The sequence below is a fragment of the Streptomyces sp. NPDC086766 genome (assembly GCF_044746005.1).
In the GTDB taxonomy this organism is placed as follows: domain Bacteria; phylum Actinomycetota; class Actinomycetes; order Streptomycetales; family Streptomycetaceae; genus Streptomyces.
Genome location: NZ_JBIVBI010000001.1, coordinates 341,437 through 356,921 on the forward strand (window position 1 = coordinate 341,437; position 15,485 = coordinate 356,921).

13 protein-coding genes are annotated in these 15,485 nt (G+C 73.3%); 7 read left to right on the forward strand and 6 right to left on the reverse strand.

Going from position 1 to position 15,485, the window contains the following annotated elements; genetic code table 11:
• Positions 1-10: 10 nt before the first annotated feature.
• Complete coding sequence (locus ACIPM1_RS01555) at positions 11-613, reverse strand: hypothetical protein (protein WP_402427411.1); 603 nt, start codon at positions 611-613, stop codon at positions 11-13.
• Between the two features lie 187 nt (positions 614-800).
• Here ACIPM1_RS01555 and npdG point away from each other — a divergent pair, with 187 nt between their 5' ends.
• Together npdG and ACIPM1_RS01565 are read left to right on the forward strand one after the other, a co-directional pair.
• Positions 801-1,514, forward strand: a complete 714-nt coding sequence (gene npdG, locus ACIPM1_RS01560; protein ID WP_402427414.1) for an NADPH-dependent F420 reductase — start codon at positions 801-803, stop codon at positions 1,512-1,514.
• 65 nt (positions 1,515-1,579) lie between these two features.
• Positions 1,580-1,792 (forward strand): hypothetical protein, encoded by a 213-nt coding sequence (locus ACIPM1_RS01565; protein WP_402427417.1) that lies wholly within the window; start codon positions 1,580-1,582, stop codon positions 1,790-1,792.
• Here ACIPM1_RS01565 and ACIPM1_RS01570 read toward each other — a convergent pair.
• Positions 1,782-2,582 carry a site-2 protease family protein gene (locus ACIPM1_RS01570; RefSeq protein ID WP_356188429.1) on the reverse strand — a complete coding sequence of 267 codons (801 nt, stop codon included), beginning with the start codon at positions 2,580-2,582 and terminating at the stop codon, positions 1,782-1,784. The genes ACIPM1_RS01565 and ACIPM1_RS01570 overlap by 11 nt on opposite strands.
• 161 nt (positions 2,583-2,743) lie before the next feature.
• On the opposite strand from ACIPM1_RS01570, the gene ACIPM1_RS01575 reads away from it, so the two are divergent.
• The gene (locus ACIPM1_RS01575) at positions 2,744-6,502 is read left to right on the forward strand and encodes a BTAD domain-containing putative transcriptional regulator (protein WP_402427422.1); all 3,759 of its coding nucleotides are present in this window, start codon (positions 2,744-2,746) and stop codon (positions 6,500-6,502) included.
• A gap of 28 nt (positions 6,503-6,530) precedes the next feature.
• Here ACIPM1_RS01575 and ACIPM1_RS01580 read toward each other — a convergent pair whose 3' ends face one another.
• The 3 genes from ACIPM1_RS01580 to panB all read right to left on the reverse strand — a co-directional run bounded on the left by ACIPM1_RS01580 (position 6,531) and on the right by panB (position 9,483).
• Positions 6,531-7,349: an ABC transporter permease gene (locus ACIPM1_RS01580; RefSeq protein WP_402427425.1), complete on the reverse strand. Its 819-nt coding sequence runs from the start codon at positions 7,347-7,349 to the stop codon at positions 6,531-6,533.
• Positions 7,346-8,371, reverse strand: coding sequence for an ATP-binding cassette domain-containing protein (locus tag ACIPM1_RS01585; protein WP_402427427.1), 1,026 nt, complete (start codon positions 8,369-8,371; stop codon positions 7,346-7,348). The genes ACIPM1_RS01580 and ACIPM1_RS01585 overlap by 4 nt, the downstream gene beginning before the upstream one ends.
• A gap of 248 nt (positions 8,372-8,619) precedes the next feature.
• Positions 8,620-9,483: a 3-methyl-2-oxobutanoate hydroxymethyltransferase gene (gene panB / locus ACIPM1_RS01590; protein ID WP_402427430.1), complete on the reverse strand. Its 864-nt coding sequence runs from the start codon at positions 9,481-9,483 to the stop codon at positions 8,620-8,622.
• Between the two features lie 333 nt (positions 9,484-9,816).
• Between panB and ACIPM1_RS01595 the strand changes: the two genes are divergently transcribed.
• From ACIPM1_RS01595 to ACIPM1_RS01610, 4 genes are all read left to right on the forward strand, one after another.
• Positions 9,817-11,406: an MFS transporter gene (locus tag ACIPM1_RS01595; protein WP_402427433.1), complete on the forward strand. Its 1,590-nt coding sequence runs from the start codon at positions 9,817-9,819 to the stop codon at positions 11,404-11,406.
• A 105-nt stretch (positions 11,407-11,511) separates the two neighbouring features.
• Complete coding sequence (locus ACIPM1_RS01600; protein ID WP_356188417.1) at positions 11,512-12,138, forward strand: TetR/AcrR family transcriptional regulator; 627 nt, start codon at positions 11,512-11,514, stop codon at positions 12,136-12,138.
• Positions 12,139-12,312: 174 nt separating this feature from the next.
• Positions 12,313-13,371 (forward strand): endonuclease/exonuclease/phosphatase family protein, encoded by a 1,059-nt coding sequence (locus tag ACIPM1_RS01605; protein WP_402427437.1) that lies wholly within the window; start codon positions 12,313-12,315, stop codon positions 13,369-13,371.
• 90 nt (positions 13,372-13,461) lie between these two features.
• Complete coding sequence (locus ACIPM1_RS01610; RefSeq protein WP_402427440.1) at positions 13,462-14,676, forward strand: MFS transporter; 1,215 nt, start codon at positions 13,462-13,464, stop codon at positions 14,674-14,676.
• A 116-nt stretch (positions 14,677-14,792) separates the two neighbouring features.
• On the opposite strand, the gene ACIPM1_RS01615 is transcribed toward ACIPM1_RS01610, so the two are convergent.
• On the reverse strand, positions 14,793-15,167 hold the full coding sequence (locus ACIPM1_RS01615) for a VOC family protein (protein WP_402427443.1): 375 nt from the start codon (positions 15,165-15,167) through the stop codon (positions 14,793-14,795).
• Between the last annotated feature and the right edge of the window lie 318 nt (positions 15,168-15,485).

Consider the following 15,485-nt stretch of genomic DNA (forward strand, 5'->3'; position numbering starts at 1 on the left):
CGCGGCGGAGTCACCAGCGGGCCGGGGGCGGGGCCGTCAGGGAGTCGGCCAGGCGGGAGAGGCGGTCGCGGAGGCGGCCGCGTCCCCTGGGTGCGGGCAGCGCGTTCTCCCCGGCGGCCGCGCTGACCAGGTGCTGCACGGTGTCCAGGTCCAGTTCGGAGCCGTCCGGCACGGCCAGTGACTCGTGGGCCAGCGCCGCCAGGTCCCGGTCGCCGGAGCCGAGGGCGAGCACCGTGGCCCCGGCCCGCCGGGCGTCGTGGATCCGCTCGCACAGACAGCCGCCCGGACCGTCCGGCGCGACCACCAGCAGCGTCTCGCCCCGCCGGGCTGCCTCCAGCCGGCCGAGACCGACCGCCAGGTGCGCCGGGTCCGAGGGGCGCGCCCCGTGCCGAACCAGCGTCGGCGCCAGCTCCGGGGTGCCCGACCAGGCGGCCTCGTCCACGAGATGCGCCGCCAGGTGCCACGGCTCGTACCGGGGCGTGCCGACCAGCAGCAGCCCGCCGCCGTGCGACACCACGGACCCCCGCAGCACCCCGGCGAACCGCCGGGTGGCCCCCAGCCACTCGGTCCCGGCAAGCACTTCCCGCAACAACGCGACCCGTACGGCGTCCATACGAGCGCATCCTGCCGCAACCGGGCACACGTGACGTGGAGTTCACCCCGAATTCGCCCGGCCCGGGGACGACGGGCCCTGTCGGACGATCACCTTCCGGCGGAGGGCCGGCGCCGCGGCGAACGGCAAGATCCGGAAGGGAGTCCCTGGACCGGTCGGCGTGCCCGGGCGGACGTAGAGTCGGCCCATGACCTCCAGCGACAGTGCACAGCAGCCCGCGAAGGCTCCCGCCAAGGACCCGTGGGACCTCCCCGACGTCTCCGGGCTCGTCGTCGGCGTGCTCGGCGGCACCGGCCCGCAGGGCAAGGGCCTCGCCTACCGCCTCGCCCGGGCCGGCCAGAAGGTGATCATCGGCTCCCGCGCCGCCGAGCGCGCCCGGTCCGCGGCCGAGGAGATCGGCCACGGCGTCGAGGGCGCCGACAACGCCGAGACCGCCCGGCGCAGCGACGTCGTGATCGTCGCGGTGCCCTGGGAGGGCCACGGCAAGACCCTGGAGTCCCTGCGCGAGGAACTCGCGGGCAAGCTCGTCGTGGACTGCGTCAACCCGCTCGGCTTCGACAAGAAGGGCGCCTACGCCCTCAAGCCCGAGGAGGGCAGCGCCGCCGAGCAGGCCGCCGCGCTGCTGCCCGACTCGCGGGTGACCGCCGCCTTCCACCACCTGTCCGCGGTGCTGCTCCAGGACCCGGAGATCGACGAGATCGACACCGACGTCATGGTCCTCGGCGAGGAGCGGGCCGACGTGGAGACGATCCAGGCGCTGGCCGGGCGCATCCCCGGGATGCGCGGCATCTTCGCCGGGCGGCTGCGCAACGCCCACCAGGTGGAGTCGCTGGTCGCCAACCTGATCTCCGTCAACCGCCGGTACAAGGCGCACGCGGGACTCCGCATCACGGACGTATGACCTGATGGGGGACACTGGTCGGCGAAGCAGTCCCGAGCAGTGTCCCCCGACAGGAGCCGACCACCATGCCCCCCGTGCCCCCGACCGCCCAGCCCCGGCGCCTCGCTCTCTACGCCCTGATCGTCTGCGTGCTCTCCGTGGCCGCTGCCGTCGTGTCGTTCGTCCGGGGCAGCTGGCTCGGGGTCGTGTGGATCCTGCTGGCGGGCCTGTCGTCCAACATGGCCTGGTACTACGTCCGCCGGGGCCGGGCGGCCCGCGACGGCTCGGTCACCGGCTGACCGAGCAGATGTCCGGGGCTCCCTCCCAGAAGCGGTACAGCGACTGGCCGCAGTAGCTCGCGAAGTCGTCCACCCCGAGCGCGCGCAGGACCGCGTCGACCGCGTCGAAGAACACGCCGTTGACGGACGGCACCCACAGCAGCGCGAAGACGAAGAGCAGGCCGAACGGCGCGAACGGCTCCACCTGCCGCTTGACGCCGTACGGCAGCCAGGGCTCGAGGATGCCGTAGCCGTCCAGGCCGGGCACCGGCAGGAAGTTCAGGATCGTCGCGGAGACCTCGAGCAGCGCCAGGAACGCGAGGGCGTACCGGAAGCCGTCGGGCACGCCGTCCATCGCGCCGAGCCAGAACGGGGCCGTGCACACCACCGCGAACAGCACGTTCGCCAGCGGGCCCGCGGCCGAGATCAGGCTGTGCCGCCAGCGTCCCTGGATCCGGTGGTCCTCGATGAACACCGCCCCGCCGGGCAGACCGATCCCGCCCATGATCACGAAGAGCACGGGCAGCACGATGCTCAGCAGGGCGTGCGTGTACTTCAGCGGGTTCAGCGTGAGATAGCCCTTGGCGCCGACGGAGATGTCGCCGCTGTGCAGCGCGGTGCGCGCGTGCGCGTACTCGTGCAGGCACAGGGAGACGATCCAGGCCCCGGTCACGAAGAAGAAGACGGCCACACCCGGCTGCTGGGCGAAGCCGGTCCAGGTGGCCCATCCCGTGACCGCCGTGACGGCCAGGATCCCGACGAAGACGGGACTGATCCGCCGGTCGCTGTGGCGGCTGGTGACGCTGGTCATACGGGAGGGCTCCTGGGGGTGTGGGTCGAAGGGGCGGGGTCGACCGTACCGGTGATGAGGGGGGAACGTCCCGTGCGGGGCGGGAGGTTCCTGCCGGTCGTGCGCCCGTGACCGGGGCGGCCGGGAAACCCGGGGGAGACGACCCGGCGTTCCCGGGGACAATGGCTCCCGTGCGTTACGGCATCCTCGGCCCCACCCGGGCGCTCCGTCCCGACGGCACCGTCGTCCCGGTCGGCGGGGCGCGGCTGCGTGCCCTGCTGACCGTGCTCGCCCTGCGGCCCGGCCGTACGGTCCCGGTGCGCGTCCTCGTCGACGAGGTCTGGGGCGGCGATCCGCCCGCCGACGCCACGGGCGCCCTGCAGGCACTGGTCGGGCGGCTGCGCCGGGCGCTCGGCGCGGACGCGGTCGCCTCCGCCGAGGGCGGTTACCTGCTCACCGCCGCGGCCGACGACGTCGACCTGCACCGATTCGAGCGGCTGACCGGCGAGGGCGTGCGGGCGCTGTCCGACGGCGACCCCGCCAAGGCGGCCGCGGTCCTCGACGACGCCCTCGCCCTGTGGCGCGGCCCGGCCCTCGCCGACCTGCCCGACCGCACCGCCGAGGCGGCCCGGTGGGAGACCCGCCGCCTGGACGCGCGCCGCGCCCGGCTCACCGCCGACCTCGCCCTCGGCCACGCCGACCGGGCCCTGCCCGAGCTGACCGCCCTCTGCGACACCCACCCCCTGGACGAGCCCCTCCAGTGCCTCCGCCTGCGCGCCCTGCGCGACACGGGCCGCACGGCGGAGGCGCTGGCGGCGTACGAGCGCCTGCGCCGCCTCCTCGCGGACCGCCTCGGCTCGGACCCGGGCCCGGAACTGCGCGCCCTGCACCGGGAGTTGCTGCGCACGCGCGAACCGGGTGAGCTGGGCGAGTCGGGCGTGGCGGGCGTGCCGGGCGCTGACGTGGCGAAGATGCCCGGTGGGGCGGGCGTGGCCGGCGGGTCCAGCGTGGCGAGCACCAGCGGGGCGAATGTGCCTGGCGGGTCCAGCATGACCAGCGGGGCGAATGTGCCTGGCGGGTCCAGCGTGTCAGGCGAGCCACGCGCTGGCGGGCGGTCGAGCGTGCCGGGCGGGTCGAACGTGGCGGGCGATCCCGCCGTTGCCGGCGGGTCCAGCGTGTCCGGCGGGTCGGACATGCCTGGCAGGGCGGACATCCCGGGCGGCTCGGACGTGCCGGGCGAGCACGGCTTCGGCGCACCCGCGCCGGGGGAGCGCCGTACGGGCCCGGTGCCGCCGGGCGGTGCGGGGGCGCCGGAGGCCGCGCGGGAAGCGGGCCGTGTCCCCGGCGGCCCCGAGGCAGTCCGTGCGTCCGCCGTCCGGCGGGGTGAAGGCGGTCCGGGGGCTGTCCCCGCCGGCGACTCCCCGTCCCCCGGCAACCTGCGGGCCCGCCTCACCTCGTTCGTCGGCCGGGAGGCCGACATCGAGGCGATCCGGGCCGACCTCGGCGGCGCCCGGCTGGTGACGCTGCTCGGCCCGGGCGGAGCCGGGAAGACCCGGTTGTCGCAGGAGGCCGCCGACGCCGTCCGGCCCGCGCCGCGGGACGGGGTGTGGCTGGCCGAGCTCGCACCCGTCGACGACCCGGACGCCGTACCCGAGGCCGTGCTCACCGCCGTCGGCGCCCGCGAGACCGTGCTCTACGGCGCCGGTGCCGAGGAGATGCGGGCCGCGGTCGCCGACCGGCACGACAGCCCCGTCGAGCGGCTCGTCGAGCACTGCTCCCGGCGCCGGATGCTGATCCTCCTCGACAACTGCGAGCACGTCGTCGGCGCGGCGGCCCGCCTGGCCGAGGAGCTGCTCGCCCGCTGCCCCCACGTCACCGTGCTCGCCACCAGCCGCGAACCCCTCGGGGTGCCCGGGGAGGTGCTGCGGCCGGTGGAGCCGCTGCCCGAGCCCGTGGCGCTGCGGCTGTTCGCCGACCGGGGAGCGGCCGTACGGCCCGGATTCCGGGTCGACGCCGACGACGGCAGCGCGGCCGCGTCCGCCGAGATCTGCCGCCGCCTGGACGGCCTGCCGCTGGCCATCGAACTCGCCGCCGCCCGGCTGCGGATGCTGACCCCGCGCCAGATCGCCGAACGCCTCGACGACCGCTTCCGCCTCCTCACCTCCGGCAGCCGCACCGTCCTGCCCCGCCAGCAGACCCTGCGGGCCGTCGTCGACTGGTCCTGGGACCTGCTCGACGAGGCCGAACGGGACGTCCTGCGCCGGCTGTCCGTCTTCGCGGGCGGCTGCGGCCTCGCCGCCGCCGAGGCCGTGTGCGGACCGGCCGCCTTCGACGCCCTCGGCTCCCTCGTCGACAAGTCCCTCGTGACGGCCGCCCCCGCGCCGGACGGCGAGATGCGCTACCGGCTCCTGGAGACCGTCGCCGAGTACGCCGGCGAACGGCTCGACGAGGCCGGCGGCCGCAAGGAGGCCGAGCGCGCCCATCTGACGTACTACCGCGAACTCGCCCGCACCACCGACCCGTTGCTGCGCGGACCCCGGCAGCGCGCCGCCGTCGGACGGTTCGAGCTCGAGTACGAGAACCTGCGCACCGCCCTGCGGCACGCCATCGCCGAGCGCGACGAGCAGGAGGCGCTGTGCCTGGTCCTGTCCCTGGTCGGGTACTGGCAGATGCGGGACGTGCGCATCGAGGCCCGCACCTGGTGCGCCGAGGTCATGGCCCTCGGGCCCGATCCCTTCACCGAGCCGGTGCGCCGCGCCGCCCCGGTGTGGCAGCGGTGCACGGACGGCCCGCCGCCGATGACCGGCGAGGTGCTCGCCGAGGCCCGGCGCGGCCTCCATCTGGCCCACCTCGCCTGCATGGACACCGAACTGGACGCCTGGGAACGGCCCGAGGCCAAGGAGAAGCTGCGCGTCATCACCGAGGTGTACGAGCCCGGCCTCCCGCAGACCTGCCGCAGCCCCGGCCTGGCGTGGATCTTCGCCGTGATGCTCACCGGCGACATGGAACGGCTCCGCACGGTCGTCGACGCCTCCGTCCGCACCTGCCGCGCCAACCCCGCGTTCGAGCACGAACTGGCCACCGCCCTGCAGTTCCGGGCCAACCTGCTGGCCAACCGCACCGACTGGGCCGGTGACGCCGCCCGGGACGCCGAGGAGTCGCTGGAGATCTTCCGCCGCCTCGGCGACGCCTGGGGCACCGCCGAGGCGCTCTCCGCGCGGGGCGAGGCCCTGGAGCGCACCGGCCGGCACCTGCCGGCCGCCGCCGATTACGAGGCCGCCGTGGAGCACGCCGAACGCCTCGGCGCCCACGCCCAGGTGAACGTCCTCAGCGCCCGCCTCGGCAACGCCCTGCTGGAGGCGGGCGAGACCGAGCGGGGCGAGGCGATCCTGCGCGAGGTGATCGACCGGGGCGGCGGCGGACACGACGAGGCGATGCCCCTCGCCCGGGTCGTCCTCGCCTGCCGGCTCGGCATGACCGGCCGCGTCGCCGAGGGCCGCGAGCATCTGCGGCTGCTGCGCGAGGACTTCACCATCGCCCACTTCGTGGTCTTCGACGGCTTCATCCTCGGCGCCGAAGCCTGGCTGGACGCGGCCGACGGGCGCCACGAGGACGCCCTCGACAAGGCCCGCCGGGCGCTCGAACGGACCCAGGACCCGCTGTCCGAGGCCATCGCGCCCGCCATGCGCTCCGCCTACCTGACCATCGCCGCCGTGGCCCTGGCCGGCCTGGAGGAGGGCGGCCGCGCCCGGGACGCGGCCCGCTGCGTCGGCGCCGCCGACGCCCTGCTGCCCCCGCGCCACCACCCCTCCGCGCTGGAACGCCACGTCCGCGACCGGGCCGTGCGGGGCGCCCGGGCCGTCCTCGGCGACGACGCCTACGAGACCGCCCACGCGGAGGGCGGCGGCCTCTCCGTGCGGGAGGCCGCCGCCCTGATCTGACGCGTCACGACGAGGACGCACCCGGACCTCAGCTCTTGGTGCGGAACTTGTGGATCGCCACCGGCGCCATCACCGCCGTGATCAGCACCGACCAGACGAGGGTCACCCACAGGTCGTGCGCGACCGGACCGCCCGTCATCAGGCCGCGTGCCGAGTCCGCGAGCGTGGACAGCGGGTTGTAGTCGGTGAAGTGCCGCAGCCAGCCCGGCATCGACTCGGTCGGCGCGAAGATCGACGAGCCGAACTGGAGCGGGAACAGCACCAGGAAGCCCATCGCCTGCACGGACTGGGCGTTCTTCAGGAGGACGCCGAGGGTCAGGAACACCCACATGATCGAGGAGGCGAACAGCGCGGACAGGCCCACGGTCGCGAACAGACCGGCCCAGTGGGTGATGCGGAAGCCGACCAGGACGGCGACGACCATCAGCACCGCCGTCGCGAACAGCATGCGGGCCAGCTCCACCGCGACCTTCGCGAACAGCACCGAGCCGCGCCCGATCGGCAGGGACCGGAAGCGGTCCATGACACCGCTGTTGAAGTCCTGGCTGAAGCCCGTGCCGACGCCCTGCGACAGCGTCATGCTCATCATCGCCAGCATCCCGGGGACGACGTACTGCACGTAGCGCTCCTGTCCGCCGCCCAGCGCCTGCCCGATCGAGCCGCCGAAGACGTAGACGAAGAGCAGGGTGAAGACGATCGGCATCAGCAGCGCGTCGAACATCGACTCGGGGTCCTGCCGGATCCACAGCAGGTTGCGGCGGATGAGCGCCCCGGTGTGGCGCAGATGGGCGCGCAGCGGGATGCGCGGGTCGGACAGGTGGTCCGGGGATGCGGTGACGGCGCTCATACGGCGACCTCCTCGCGGGCGTCGGCGGGCCGGGCGTCCTGCGGGGCACTGGCGCGGTGGCCGGTGAGGGACAGGAACACCTCGTCCAGGCTGGGCAGTTCGGTGGTGATGGAGGAGAGGGTGATGCCGCGTGCGGTGACCGCGCCGACCGCGGCGGTCAGCTGCTCGTCGCTGAGCACCGGCACCAGCAGGGAGCCGGTGGCCGCGTCGACCGTGGTGGTGGCCAGCCCGGTGATGCCCTGCTCGTCGAGCATCCCGGCCAGCGGACGCAACTGGAGCGGATCGACCGGCCGTACGCGCAGAGAGCGCCCGCCGACCCGCGCCTTCAGCTCCTCGATGCCGCCGCTCGCGACGACCCTGCCGCGGTCGACCACGGTCAGCTCGGAGGCCAGCTGCTCGGCCTCCTCCATGTACTGCGTGGTGAGCAGGACGGTCACCCCGTCCCCGACCATGGCCTCGACCTCGTCCCACACCTCGTTGCGGGTCCGGGGGTCGAGTCCGGTCGTCGGCTCGTCGAGGAAGAGCACGGCGGGCCGTCCGATCATCGAGGCGGCGAGGTCGAGCCGGCGCCGCATACCGCCGGAGTAGGTGCTCGCCGGCCGCCGGGCCGCCTCGGTCAGGGAGAACCGCTCCAGCAGTTCGTCGGCGCGGGCGCGGGCGTCCCTGCGGGACAGGTCCAGCAGCCGGCCGATCATGTACAGGTTCTCCCAGCCGGGGAGCTTCTCGTCGACGGAGGCGTACTGGCCGGTCAGTCCGATCACCCGGCGCAGCTGCCTGGGCTGCCGTACGACGTCGTAGCCGGCCACGGTGGCCCGTCCGGAGTCCGGGGACAGCAGGGTGGAGAGGATCCGCACGAGGGTGGTCTTGCCGGCCCCGTTCGGCCCGAGCACCCCCATCACGGTGCCCTCGCGCACGTCCAGGTCCACCCCGTCCAGCGCCCTGGTCCCGCCGTAGTGCTTGGCCAGCCCCCGCACGGTCACGACGCCGTCCGCGCCGTCGGGGTTGTTGTCGATTCGCGTCATGCCCCGAAGGTGTCAGCCGCCACCGACAGACCACCGACAACCGCCGACATCCCGCCGACAAGACACCGACAGCGCGCTCCAGCACCGACATTCCGCCGACGAGCACCGCAACCATCGCTTGAGGAACCAGGACGGCGAGCGACCACCTCCGCGAGAGCGGCGCCGGTTCAGGCGCGAAGAATGGGGACAGCCCGCCGACGGGGGAAGATCGGCGGGCTGTCCGTGGTGCGGCAGTGGCTCGGCGCAAGCTAGTGCACGGAGTGCTCCTCCAGCGGGAACGTCCCGCCGACGACGTCCTCGGCGAACTCCTTCACCGCGCTGCCCATGACCTCGCGCAGGTCGGCGTACTTCTTCACGAACTTCGGCACCCGCCCGCCGGTCAGCCCGAGCATGTCGGTCCACACCAGCACCTGCGCGTCGGTGTCCGGACCGGCGCCGATCCCGACCGTGGGGATGTGCAGCACCCGCGTCACCTCGGCCGCGAGCTCGGCCGGCACCAGCTCCAGCACGACCGCGAAGGCGCCCGCGTCCTGCACGGCCTTCGCGTCGCGCAGCAGCTGCGCGGCCGCCTCCTCGCCGCGGCCCTGGACGCGGTAGCCCATGGCGTTGACCGACTGCGGGGTGAGGCCGATGTGCGCCATCACCGGGATGCCGGACTCCACCAGCAGCCGGATCTGCTCGTGCGAGCGCTCGCCGCCCTCCAGCTTGACGGCGCCGACGCCGGCCTCCTTCACCAGCCGGGTCGCCGAGCGCAGCGCCTGCACCGGGCCCTCCTGGTAGGAGCCGAAGGGCAGGTCGCCCACGACGAGGGTGCGGCTGGTGCCGCGCACCACCGCTGCGGACAGCATGGTCATCTCGTCGAGCGTGACGGGCACCGTCGACTCGTACCCGAGATGGCAGTTGCCGGCGGAGTCGCCGACCAGGATCACCGGGATGCCGGCCTCGTCGAAGACGGAGGCGGTCATCGCGTCGTAGGCGGTGAGCATGGGCCACTTCTCGCCGCGCTCCTTGGCGGCGGCGATGTCGCGGACCGTGATGCGGCGCGTGCCCTTGCCCCCGTACAGCGCCTTGCTGCCGTCGGAGGGCTTCTGGGCAGCCGAGAGCTGCGTCATTGCTACGGCTCCTTCAGTCATCTCGAGGCGCCCTGACGGCGTCCCCGGATCTCCTCCATGGTGGCACCTCGTGCCGGACAGGGCCAGAGGGCCCCCGTGTGATCCCCGTGCGATCCGCGTGGGAGTCCCGTGCCGTCCCCGTTTCCGCTGCCACCCAAGTGGTCCCCGTCCCAAGCGGTCCCCGTCCCGTGGCGGTCCCCGTCCCGTGGCGGTCCCCGTGTCGTACGGAGGTTCCGGGCCGTTCGGTGTGTGACGGTTCACTGTGTAAGGTCTCGGCAAAGGATTTCCGATACGAGACGGTCTCGTATCGGAAATTGGCCTAGGCTGGTGGGCATGACTACTCCTGCCGCCCCTGCCTCCCGGATTCCGGAAGCGGTGCACCGGCGCCGCTGGGCGATCCTGGGCGTCCTGATGCTGAGCCTGCTGATCGTGGTGCTCGACAACTCGATCCTGAACGTCGCCATCAAGACGATCTCCACCCCGGCGCCGGTCGGACTGGGAGCCACGCAGAGCGAGCTGGAGTGGGCGATAAACGCCTACACCCTGGTCTTCGCGGGCCTGCTGTTCACGGCGGGCCTCATCGGCGACCGGGTGGGCCGCAAGAAGGTCCTGCTGGGCGGTCTGGTGATCTTCGGCGCCGGCTCCGCGCTGGCCGCCGAGTCCGGCTCGCCGGCCCAACTGATCGCCTTCCGCGCCCTGATGGCCCTCGGCGCCGCCTTCGTCATGCCGGCCACCCTCGCCGTGCTGATGAACGTCTTCGAGCGTGACGAGCAGCCCAAGGCCATCGGCATCTGGGCCGGCGGCGTCGGCCTCGCCATCGCCATAGGGCCGATCACCGGCGGGCTGCTCCTGGACCACTTCTGGTGGGGCTCGGTCTTCCTCATCAACGTGCCGATCGTGCTCCTGGCGCTCGCGCTGATGGTCTGGCTGGTGCCCGACTCCCGCGACCCGCGGCCCGGCCGTGTCGACCCGGTGGGTGTCGTGCTGTCCGTCGTCGGTCTGGTCCTGCTCGTCTACGGCATCATCAAGGGCGGCGAGCTCGCCGACTTCACCAACCCGACCGTGCTGGCGACCACCATCTCGGGTCTGCTCGTGCTCGCCGCGTTCGTGGTCTTCGAGCGGCGCAGCGACCACCCGTCCCTGGACGTGACGTACTTCAAGAACAAGGTCTTCTCGGCCGCCATGACCGCCATCGCGCTGGTCTTCTTCGCGCTGATGGGCGTGACCTTCTTCTCGGTCTTCTACACCCAGAGCGTGCGAGGCTACTCGCCGCTGGAGTCCGGCCTGCTGATGCTGCCGCTGGCCGCCGCGCAGATGATCTTCGCGCCGCGCGCCCGACTGGTCGTCGAGCGCTTCGGCAACAAGGCCACCACCACGGCCGGCCTGGTCCTCCTGGCCGGCATGCTGGCCGCCTTCGCCGGCTTGGAGGCGGACACGCCGATCTGGGTGCTGGAGGTCGTCTTCTTCCTGATGGGCACCGGCATGGCGCACATCATGACGCCGACCAGCGTGATGATCATGCAGGCCCTGCCGCGCGAGAAGGCCGGCTCGGCGTCCGCGCTCAGCAACACCTTCCGCCAGGTCGGCGGCGCCCTCGGCATCGCCGTCCTCGGCTCGGTGCTGTCCACGGCGTACCGCGACGGCATCGAGGACAAGCTCGGCCTGCTCCCGGCCGCCCTGCGGGACACAGCGGGCGAGTCCATCGAGGCCACCCTCGGAGTCGCCACCAGGCTTGGCCCGCGCGGCGAGGCCCTGGTCGGCCCGGCCAACGACGCCTTCCTGCACGCCATGCACGTCACCGCGCTCTGCGGCACCGCGGTCGCGCTGATCGGCGCCGTCGTGGTGGCCGTGTTCCTGCCGGGCCGGCCGGCCGCCCCGCAGGCGGGCGAGGAGGAGCAGGAGTTGGTGGCGGCGGTCGAGTAGCGCTCGACGGGGGCGAGCAGTTCGCGAAGGGGGACAGCAGTTCTCTACGGGGGGTCGAGCGCCCGGTAGGACAATCTCCTCAGTGCGACGAAAGGACGGACCCAAGTGAGCCTCGCCGACAGCCGAGCCGCCTCCGAGCTTCCCGTCCGGGGGCGACCCCGGAGCGAAGCGGTGGAGCGCGCCATCATGGAGGGCGTGATGAAGCTCCTGGAGGAGGGCGTGCCGCTCGCCGAACTCTCCATCGAGCGCATCGCCCGTACCGCGGGTGTCGGCAAGGCCACCATCTACCGCCGCTGGAGCGGCAAGGAGGAGCTCTTCGTCGACGTCGTGCGCGCGGCCGAGCCGGCCGATCCCGCGCTGCCCGGCACCTCCCTGCGCGACGACCTCGTGGCGCTGCTGGAGCAGTTGCGGCGGCGCGGACTGGTCAGCCGCTCCTCGGCGATCCTGCACAACGTCTACGCCCAGATGAAGAGCAGCCCGAAGATCTGGTGCGCCTACCACGCGACCGTCGTCGAGCCCCGGCGCAGGCTGCAGATCGAGATCCTGCGCCGGGGGCAGGAGAACGGCGAACTGCGCACCGACGTCGACGTGGACCTGCTGAACGACCTCTTCGTCGGCCCGATGCTGGTCCGCACCGTGATGCGGCCCGACGCCGACCTCCCCGAGGGCCTCGCGGAACAGATCGTCGACTCCCTGCTCGAAGGGCTACGACCCGTCAGTTCCCCGGCCTGATGTGCGCGTTTCGTCACAGACCGCGGCGATCCGCCGATCACCGGAACTCACCGCGCCGACTTGTTCGTCCTCGTGCCCGTACGGCCGTCATGGAACGGCGGAACGGAGCCGATCATCCCCTAGGGTCGTAACCCGGGGGGTGACGGTGTGCACGGCAGGCGGTGAGGCAGCGGTATGGCGCAGCAGGCGTACATGGCGGAGACGGACAACGGCGGCTCGGGGCCCGAGCACCGGGGCTCCCGGCTCCGGCGCCTGGCGGACCGGTTGCTCCACGGCTGGCGCGGCGACCCGCGGATCTGGCGGCGGGGCGTCCTGACCGCCGCGGTCGCGCTGGTGCTCGCCCTGGTGATGCTGCTGCACTCGCGCATCCCCAACCGCGTGGGCAACCTGGGCAGCCTCACGGAGACCTTCCTGCCGTGGCTGGGGCTCCTCGTCCCGGTGCTGCTGGTGCTGGCCCTGGTGCGCAGGTCGGCGACCGCGCTGATCGCGGTGCTGCTGCCCGCGGCCGTCTGGGGGAACCTCTTCGGCGGCCTGCTCACCGACAAGACGGCCACCGGCGGCGACCTCACGGTGGCCACCCACAACGTGAACGCGGACAACCCCGACCCGGCCGGCACCGCCCGCGACGTGGCCGCCTCCGGCGCCGACGTGCTCGCCCTGGAGGAGCTGAAGGCGTCGGCGGTCCCGGTGTACGAGAAGTCGCTCGCCGGCACCTACCGGTACCACTCGGTGCAGGGCACCGTCGGGCTGTGGAGCAAGTACCCGCTCCGCGACGTCCGGGGCGTCGACATCAAGCTGGGCTGGACGCGGGCCATGCGCGCCACCGTGGCGTCGCCGTACGGCCCCGTCGCGGTGTACGTCGCGCACATGCCGTCGGTGCGGGTGAAGGTGAACGCCGGGTTCACCGCCCGGCAGCGCGACAAGAGCGCCGACGCGCTGGGCGAGGCCATCGCCGCCGAGCCGCTGCCCCGCAAGATCCTGCTCGGCGACCTGAACGGCACCATGAACGACCGGTCGCTCAACGAGGTCACCTCGCAGATGCGCTCCACGCAGGGCGCGGCGGGCAGCGGGTTCGGGTTCAGCTGGCCGGCGTCGTTCCCGATGGCGCGGATCGACCAGATCATGGTCAAGGGCGTCGAGCCGATCGGCTCCTGGACCCTGCCGCGCACCGGCAGCGACCACCTCCCCGTGGCGGCGCGGGTGAACGTCCCCCGATCCGCAACCGGGTCTTGACCCGCTGGAATACGGGGCCTGGCAGGCTTTGTTCCGTCAGTGAACATATTGACGTTACGCTGTACGGAACACCGCAACGAAAGGTCCCTCATGCCCCTGGCCCTGCTCGCCCTCGCCGTGGGCGCCTTCGGCATCGGTACGACCGAGTTCGTGATGATGGGGCTGCTGCCCGACGTCGCGGACGACCTGCACATCTCGATCCCGACCGCCGGCCACCTGGTCTCGGCGTACGCGCTGGGCGTCGTCATCGGCGCCCCGCTGCTGGCCGCCGTCACCGCGCGCCTGTCCCGGCGCACGGTGCTGATCGGCCTCATGGCCCTGTTCGTCGCGGGCAACGCGCTGTCCGCGTACGCCCCCGGGTACGAGTCCCTGCTCGGCGCCCGCTTCCTGAGCGGTCTGCCGCACGGCGCCTTCTTCGGCGTGGGCGCCGTGGTGGCGACGAACATGGTGGCGCCGGAGCGCAAGGCCCGCTCCGTCTCGCTGATGTTCCTCGGCCTGACCGTCGCCAACATCGTGGGCGTCCCCGTCGCCACGCTCATGGGCCAGCACCTCGGCTGGCGGGCCACCTTCCTCGGGGTGAGCGCGATCGGCGTGGCGGCGATCGTCTCGCTGGCCCTGCTGATCCCGCACGACCACACGCACGCCTCCGCGAGCGGCCTGCGCGGCGAACTGGCCGCCCTGCGCCCGCTGCCGGTCTGGCTGGCCCTCGCCACCACCGTGGCGGGCTTCGGCGCCCTCTTCGCCGCCTACAGCTACATCACGCCGATGCTCACCGACGCGGCCGGCTACGGCCACGCCGACGTGACCCTGCTGCTGGCGCTGTTCGGCGTCGGCGCCACGGCGGGCAACCTGCTCGGCGGTCGCCTCGCGGACCACTCCCTGCGCGGCACGCTCTTCGGCGGCCTGGCCTCGCTGACCCTCGTCCTGCTGCTCTTCCCGACGCTGATGACGGCCGGGTGGAGCGCGGCCCTGGCGGTCGCGCTGCTCGGCATGGCCGCCTTCGTCACCGGCTCCCCGCTCCAGCTCATGGTCATGGAGAAGGCCACGGCGGCCCCGTCCCTCGCCTCCTCCGCCAACCAGGCGGCCTTCAACCTGGCGAACGCCGGCGGCGCGTGGATCGGCGGACTCGCCCTGGCGGCGGGCTTCGGCGTCACCTCGCCCGCGCTGGCCGGGGCGGCGCTGGCGCTGCTCGGCCTGGCGGTGGCGGCCGTCGCCCGCCTGGTGGACCGGCGCCGTGAGGCCGCCCAGGCCGGCCGTGTGGTCGCGACCCACGTGCCCGAGGAGTCGGGCGTGCTGCACCACTGAGCGAGGGGCTCCGCCTCCCATACGCCCCCTCCGCCGCCCCCGGTCCACCGAGGGTGGGCCGACGGCTGACCTGCCGGGCGCCCCCGTTCCGGGCGCCCGGCAGGGCCCTCCCTCGGCTACAGGTACGGGCGGGTGATCAGCTCGATCGCGTGACCGGCGGGGTCCTTGAAGTAGACCCCTCGACCGCCGTGCTCGTCGTTGATCTCACCGGGGCGCCGCATCCGCGGATCGGCCCAGTGCTCGATGCCGCGCTCGCACAGCCGCCGGTACGCCCGGTCGAACAGCTCGTCGTCGACCAGGAACGCGTAGTGCTGCATCTGGATGTCCACCGGTGGCTCGGCGAACTGGAGCAGCACACCGTCGCTGAGCTGGATGTTGGTGAACGGGCCCCAGGACGGCGCCTCCGGAAGCTCCAGCAGCTCCCGGAAGAACCCGGCGGACTCGGTGCGGTTCTCGGCGGCGATGATGGTGTGGTTGAACGTGACGGACATGTGGCTGACCTCGCTGTGGCTCGGCACGGGAAACGGACTCGTGGTGCACGAGCGCCGGGAGGTCCACGTGCGGAACCGGGGCGCCTTGTCCGCCCCCGTCGCGCGATCAGCCGTCCACCGGGTGGCCCGTCCGTGTGTGGCGCAGCGCCGATCCGGTGTTCACGTCGGGTGACGGTACTTCATCCCCCGGCTGCGACAACAGGCCCACAAGGCCGCGCGGAAGGGCGGCAGTCGATCGCGATGTGCTCGCACTGCCGGGGCTGGGGGCCGGCTCGGTCGGGCGCGTTCCGCGTGACGTCCGGATCCTCGGCCACGGCG

What these genes read in the sequence shown, in the direction of transcription:
- ACIPM1_RS01580 (WP_402427425.1), bottom strand. Translation starts at nt 7,349, where the DNA reads ATGAGCGCCGTCACCGCATCCCCGGACCACCTGTCCGACCCGCGCATC.
- ACIPM1_RS01575 (WP_402427422.1), top strand. Translation starts at nt 2,744, where the DNA reads ATGGCTCCCGTGCGTTACGGCATCCTCGGCCCCACCCGGGCGCTCCGT.
- npdG (WP_402427414.1), top strand. Translation starts at nt 801, where the DNA reads ATGACCTCCAGCGACAGTGCACAGCAGCCCGCGAAGGCTCCCGCCAAG.
- ACIPM1_RS01615 (WP_402427443.1), bottom strand. Translation starts at nt 15,167, where the DNA reads ATGTCCGTCACGTTCAACCACACCATCATCGCCGCCGAGAACCGCACC.
- ACIPM1_RS01610 (WP_402427440.1), top strand. Translation starts at nt 13,462, where the DNA reads ATGCCCCTGGCCCTGCTCGCCCTCGCCGTGGGCGCCTTCGGCATCGGT.
- ACIPM1_RS01555 (WP_402427411.1), bottom strand. Translation starts at nt 613, where the DNA reads ATGGACGCCGTACGGGTCGCGTTGTTGCGGGAAGTGCTTGCCGGGACC.
- ACIPM1_RS01565 (WP_402427417.1), top strand. Translation starts at nt 1,580, where the DNA reads ATGCCCCCCGTGCCCCCGACCGCCCAGCCCCGGCGCCTCGCTCTCTAC.
- panB (WP_402427430.1), bottom strand. Translation starts at nt 9,483, where the DNA reads ATGACGCAGCTCTCGGCTGCCCAGAAGCCCTCCGACGGCAGCAAGGCG.
- ACIPM1_RS01605 (WP_402427437.1), top strand. Translation starts at nt 12,313, where the DNA reads ATGGCGCAGCAGGCGTACATGGCGGAGACGGACAACGGCGGCTCGGGG.
- ACIPM1_RS01570 (WP_356188429.1), bottom strand. Translation starts at nt 2,582, where the DNA reads ATGACCAGCGTCACCAGCCGCCACAGCGACCGGCGGATCAGTCCCGTC.
- ACIPM1_RS01595 (WP_402427433.1), top strand. Translation starts at nt 9,817, where the DNA reads ATGACTACTCCTGCCGCCCCTGCCTCCCGGATTCCGGAAGCGGTGCAC.
- ACIPM1_RS01585 (WP_402427427.1), bottom strand. Translation starts at nt 8,371, where the DNA reads ATGACGCGAATCGACAACAACCCCGACGGCGCGGACGGCGTCGTGACC.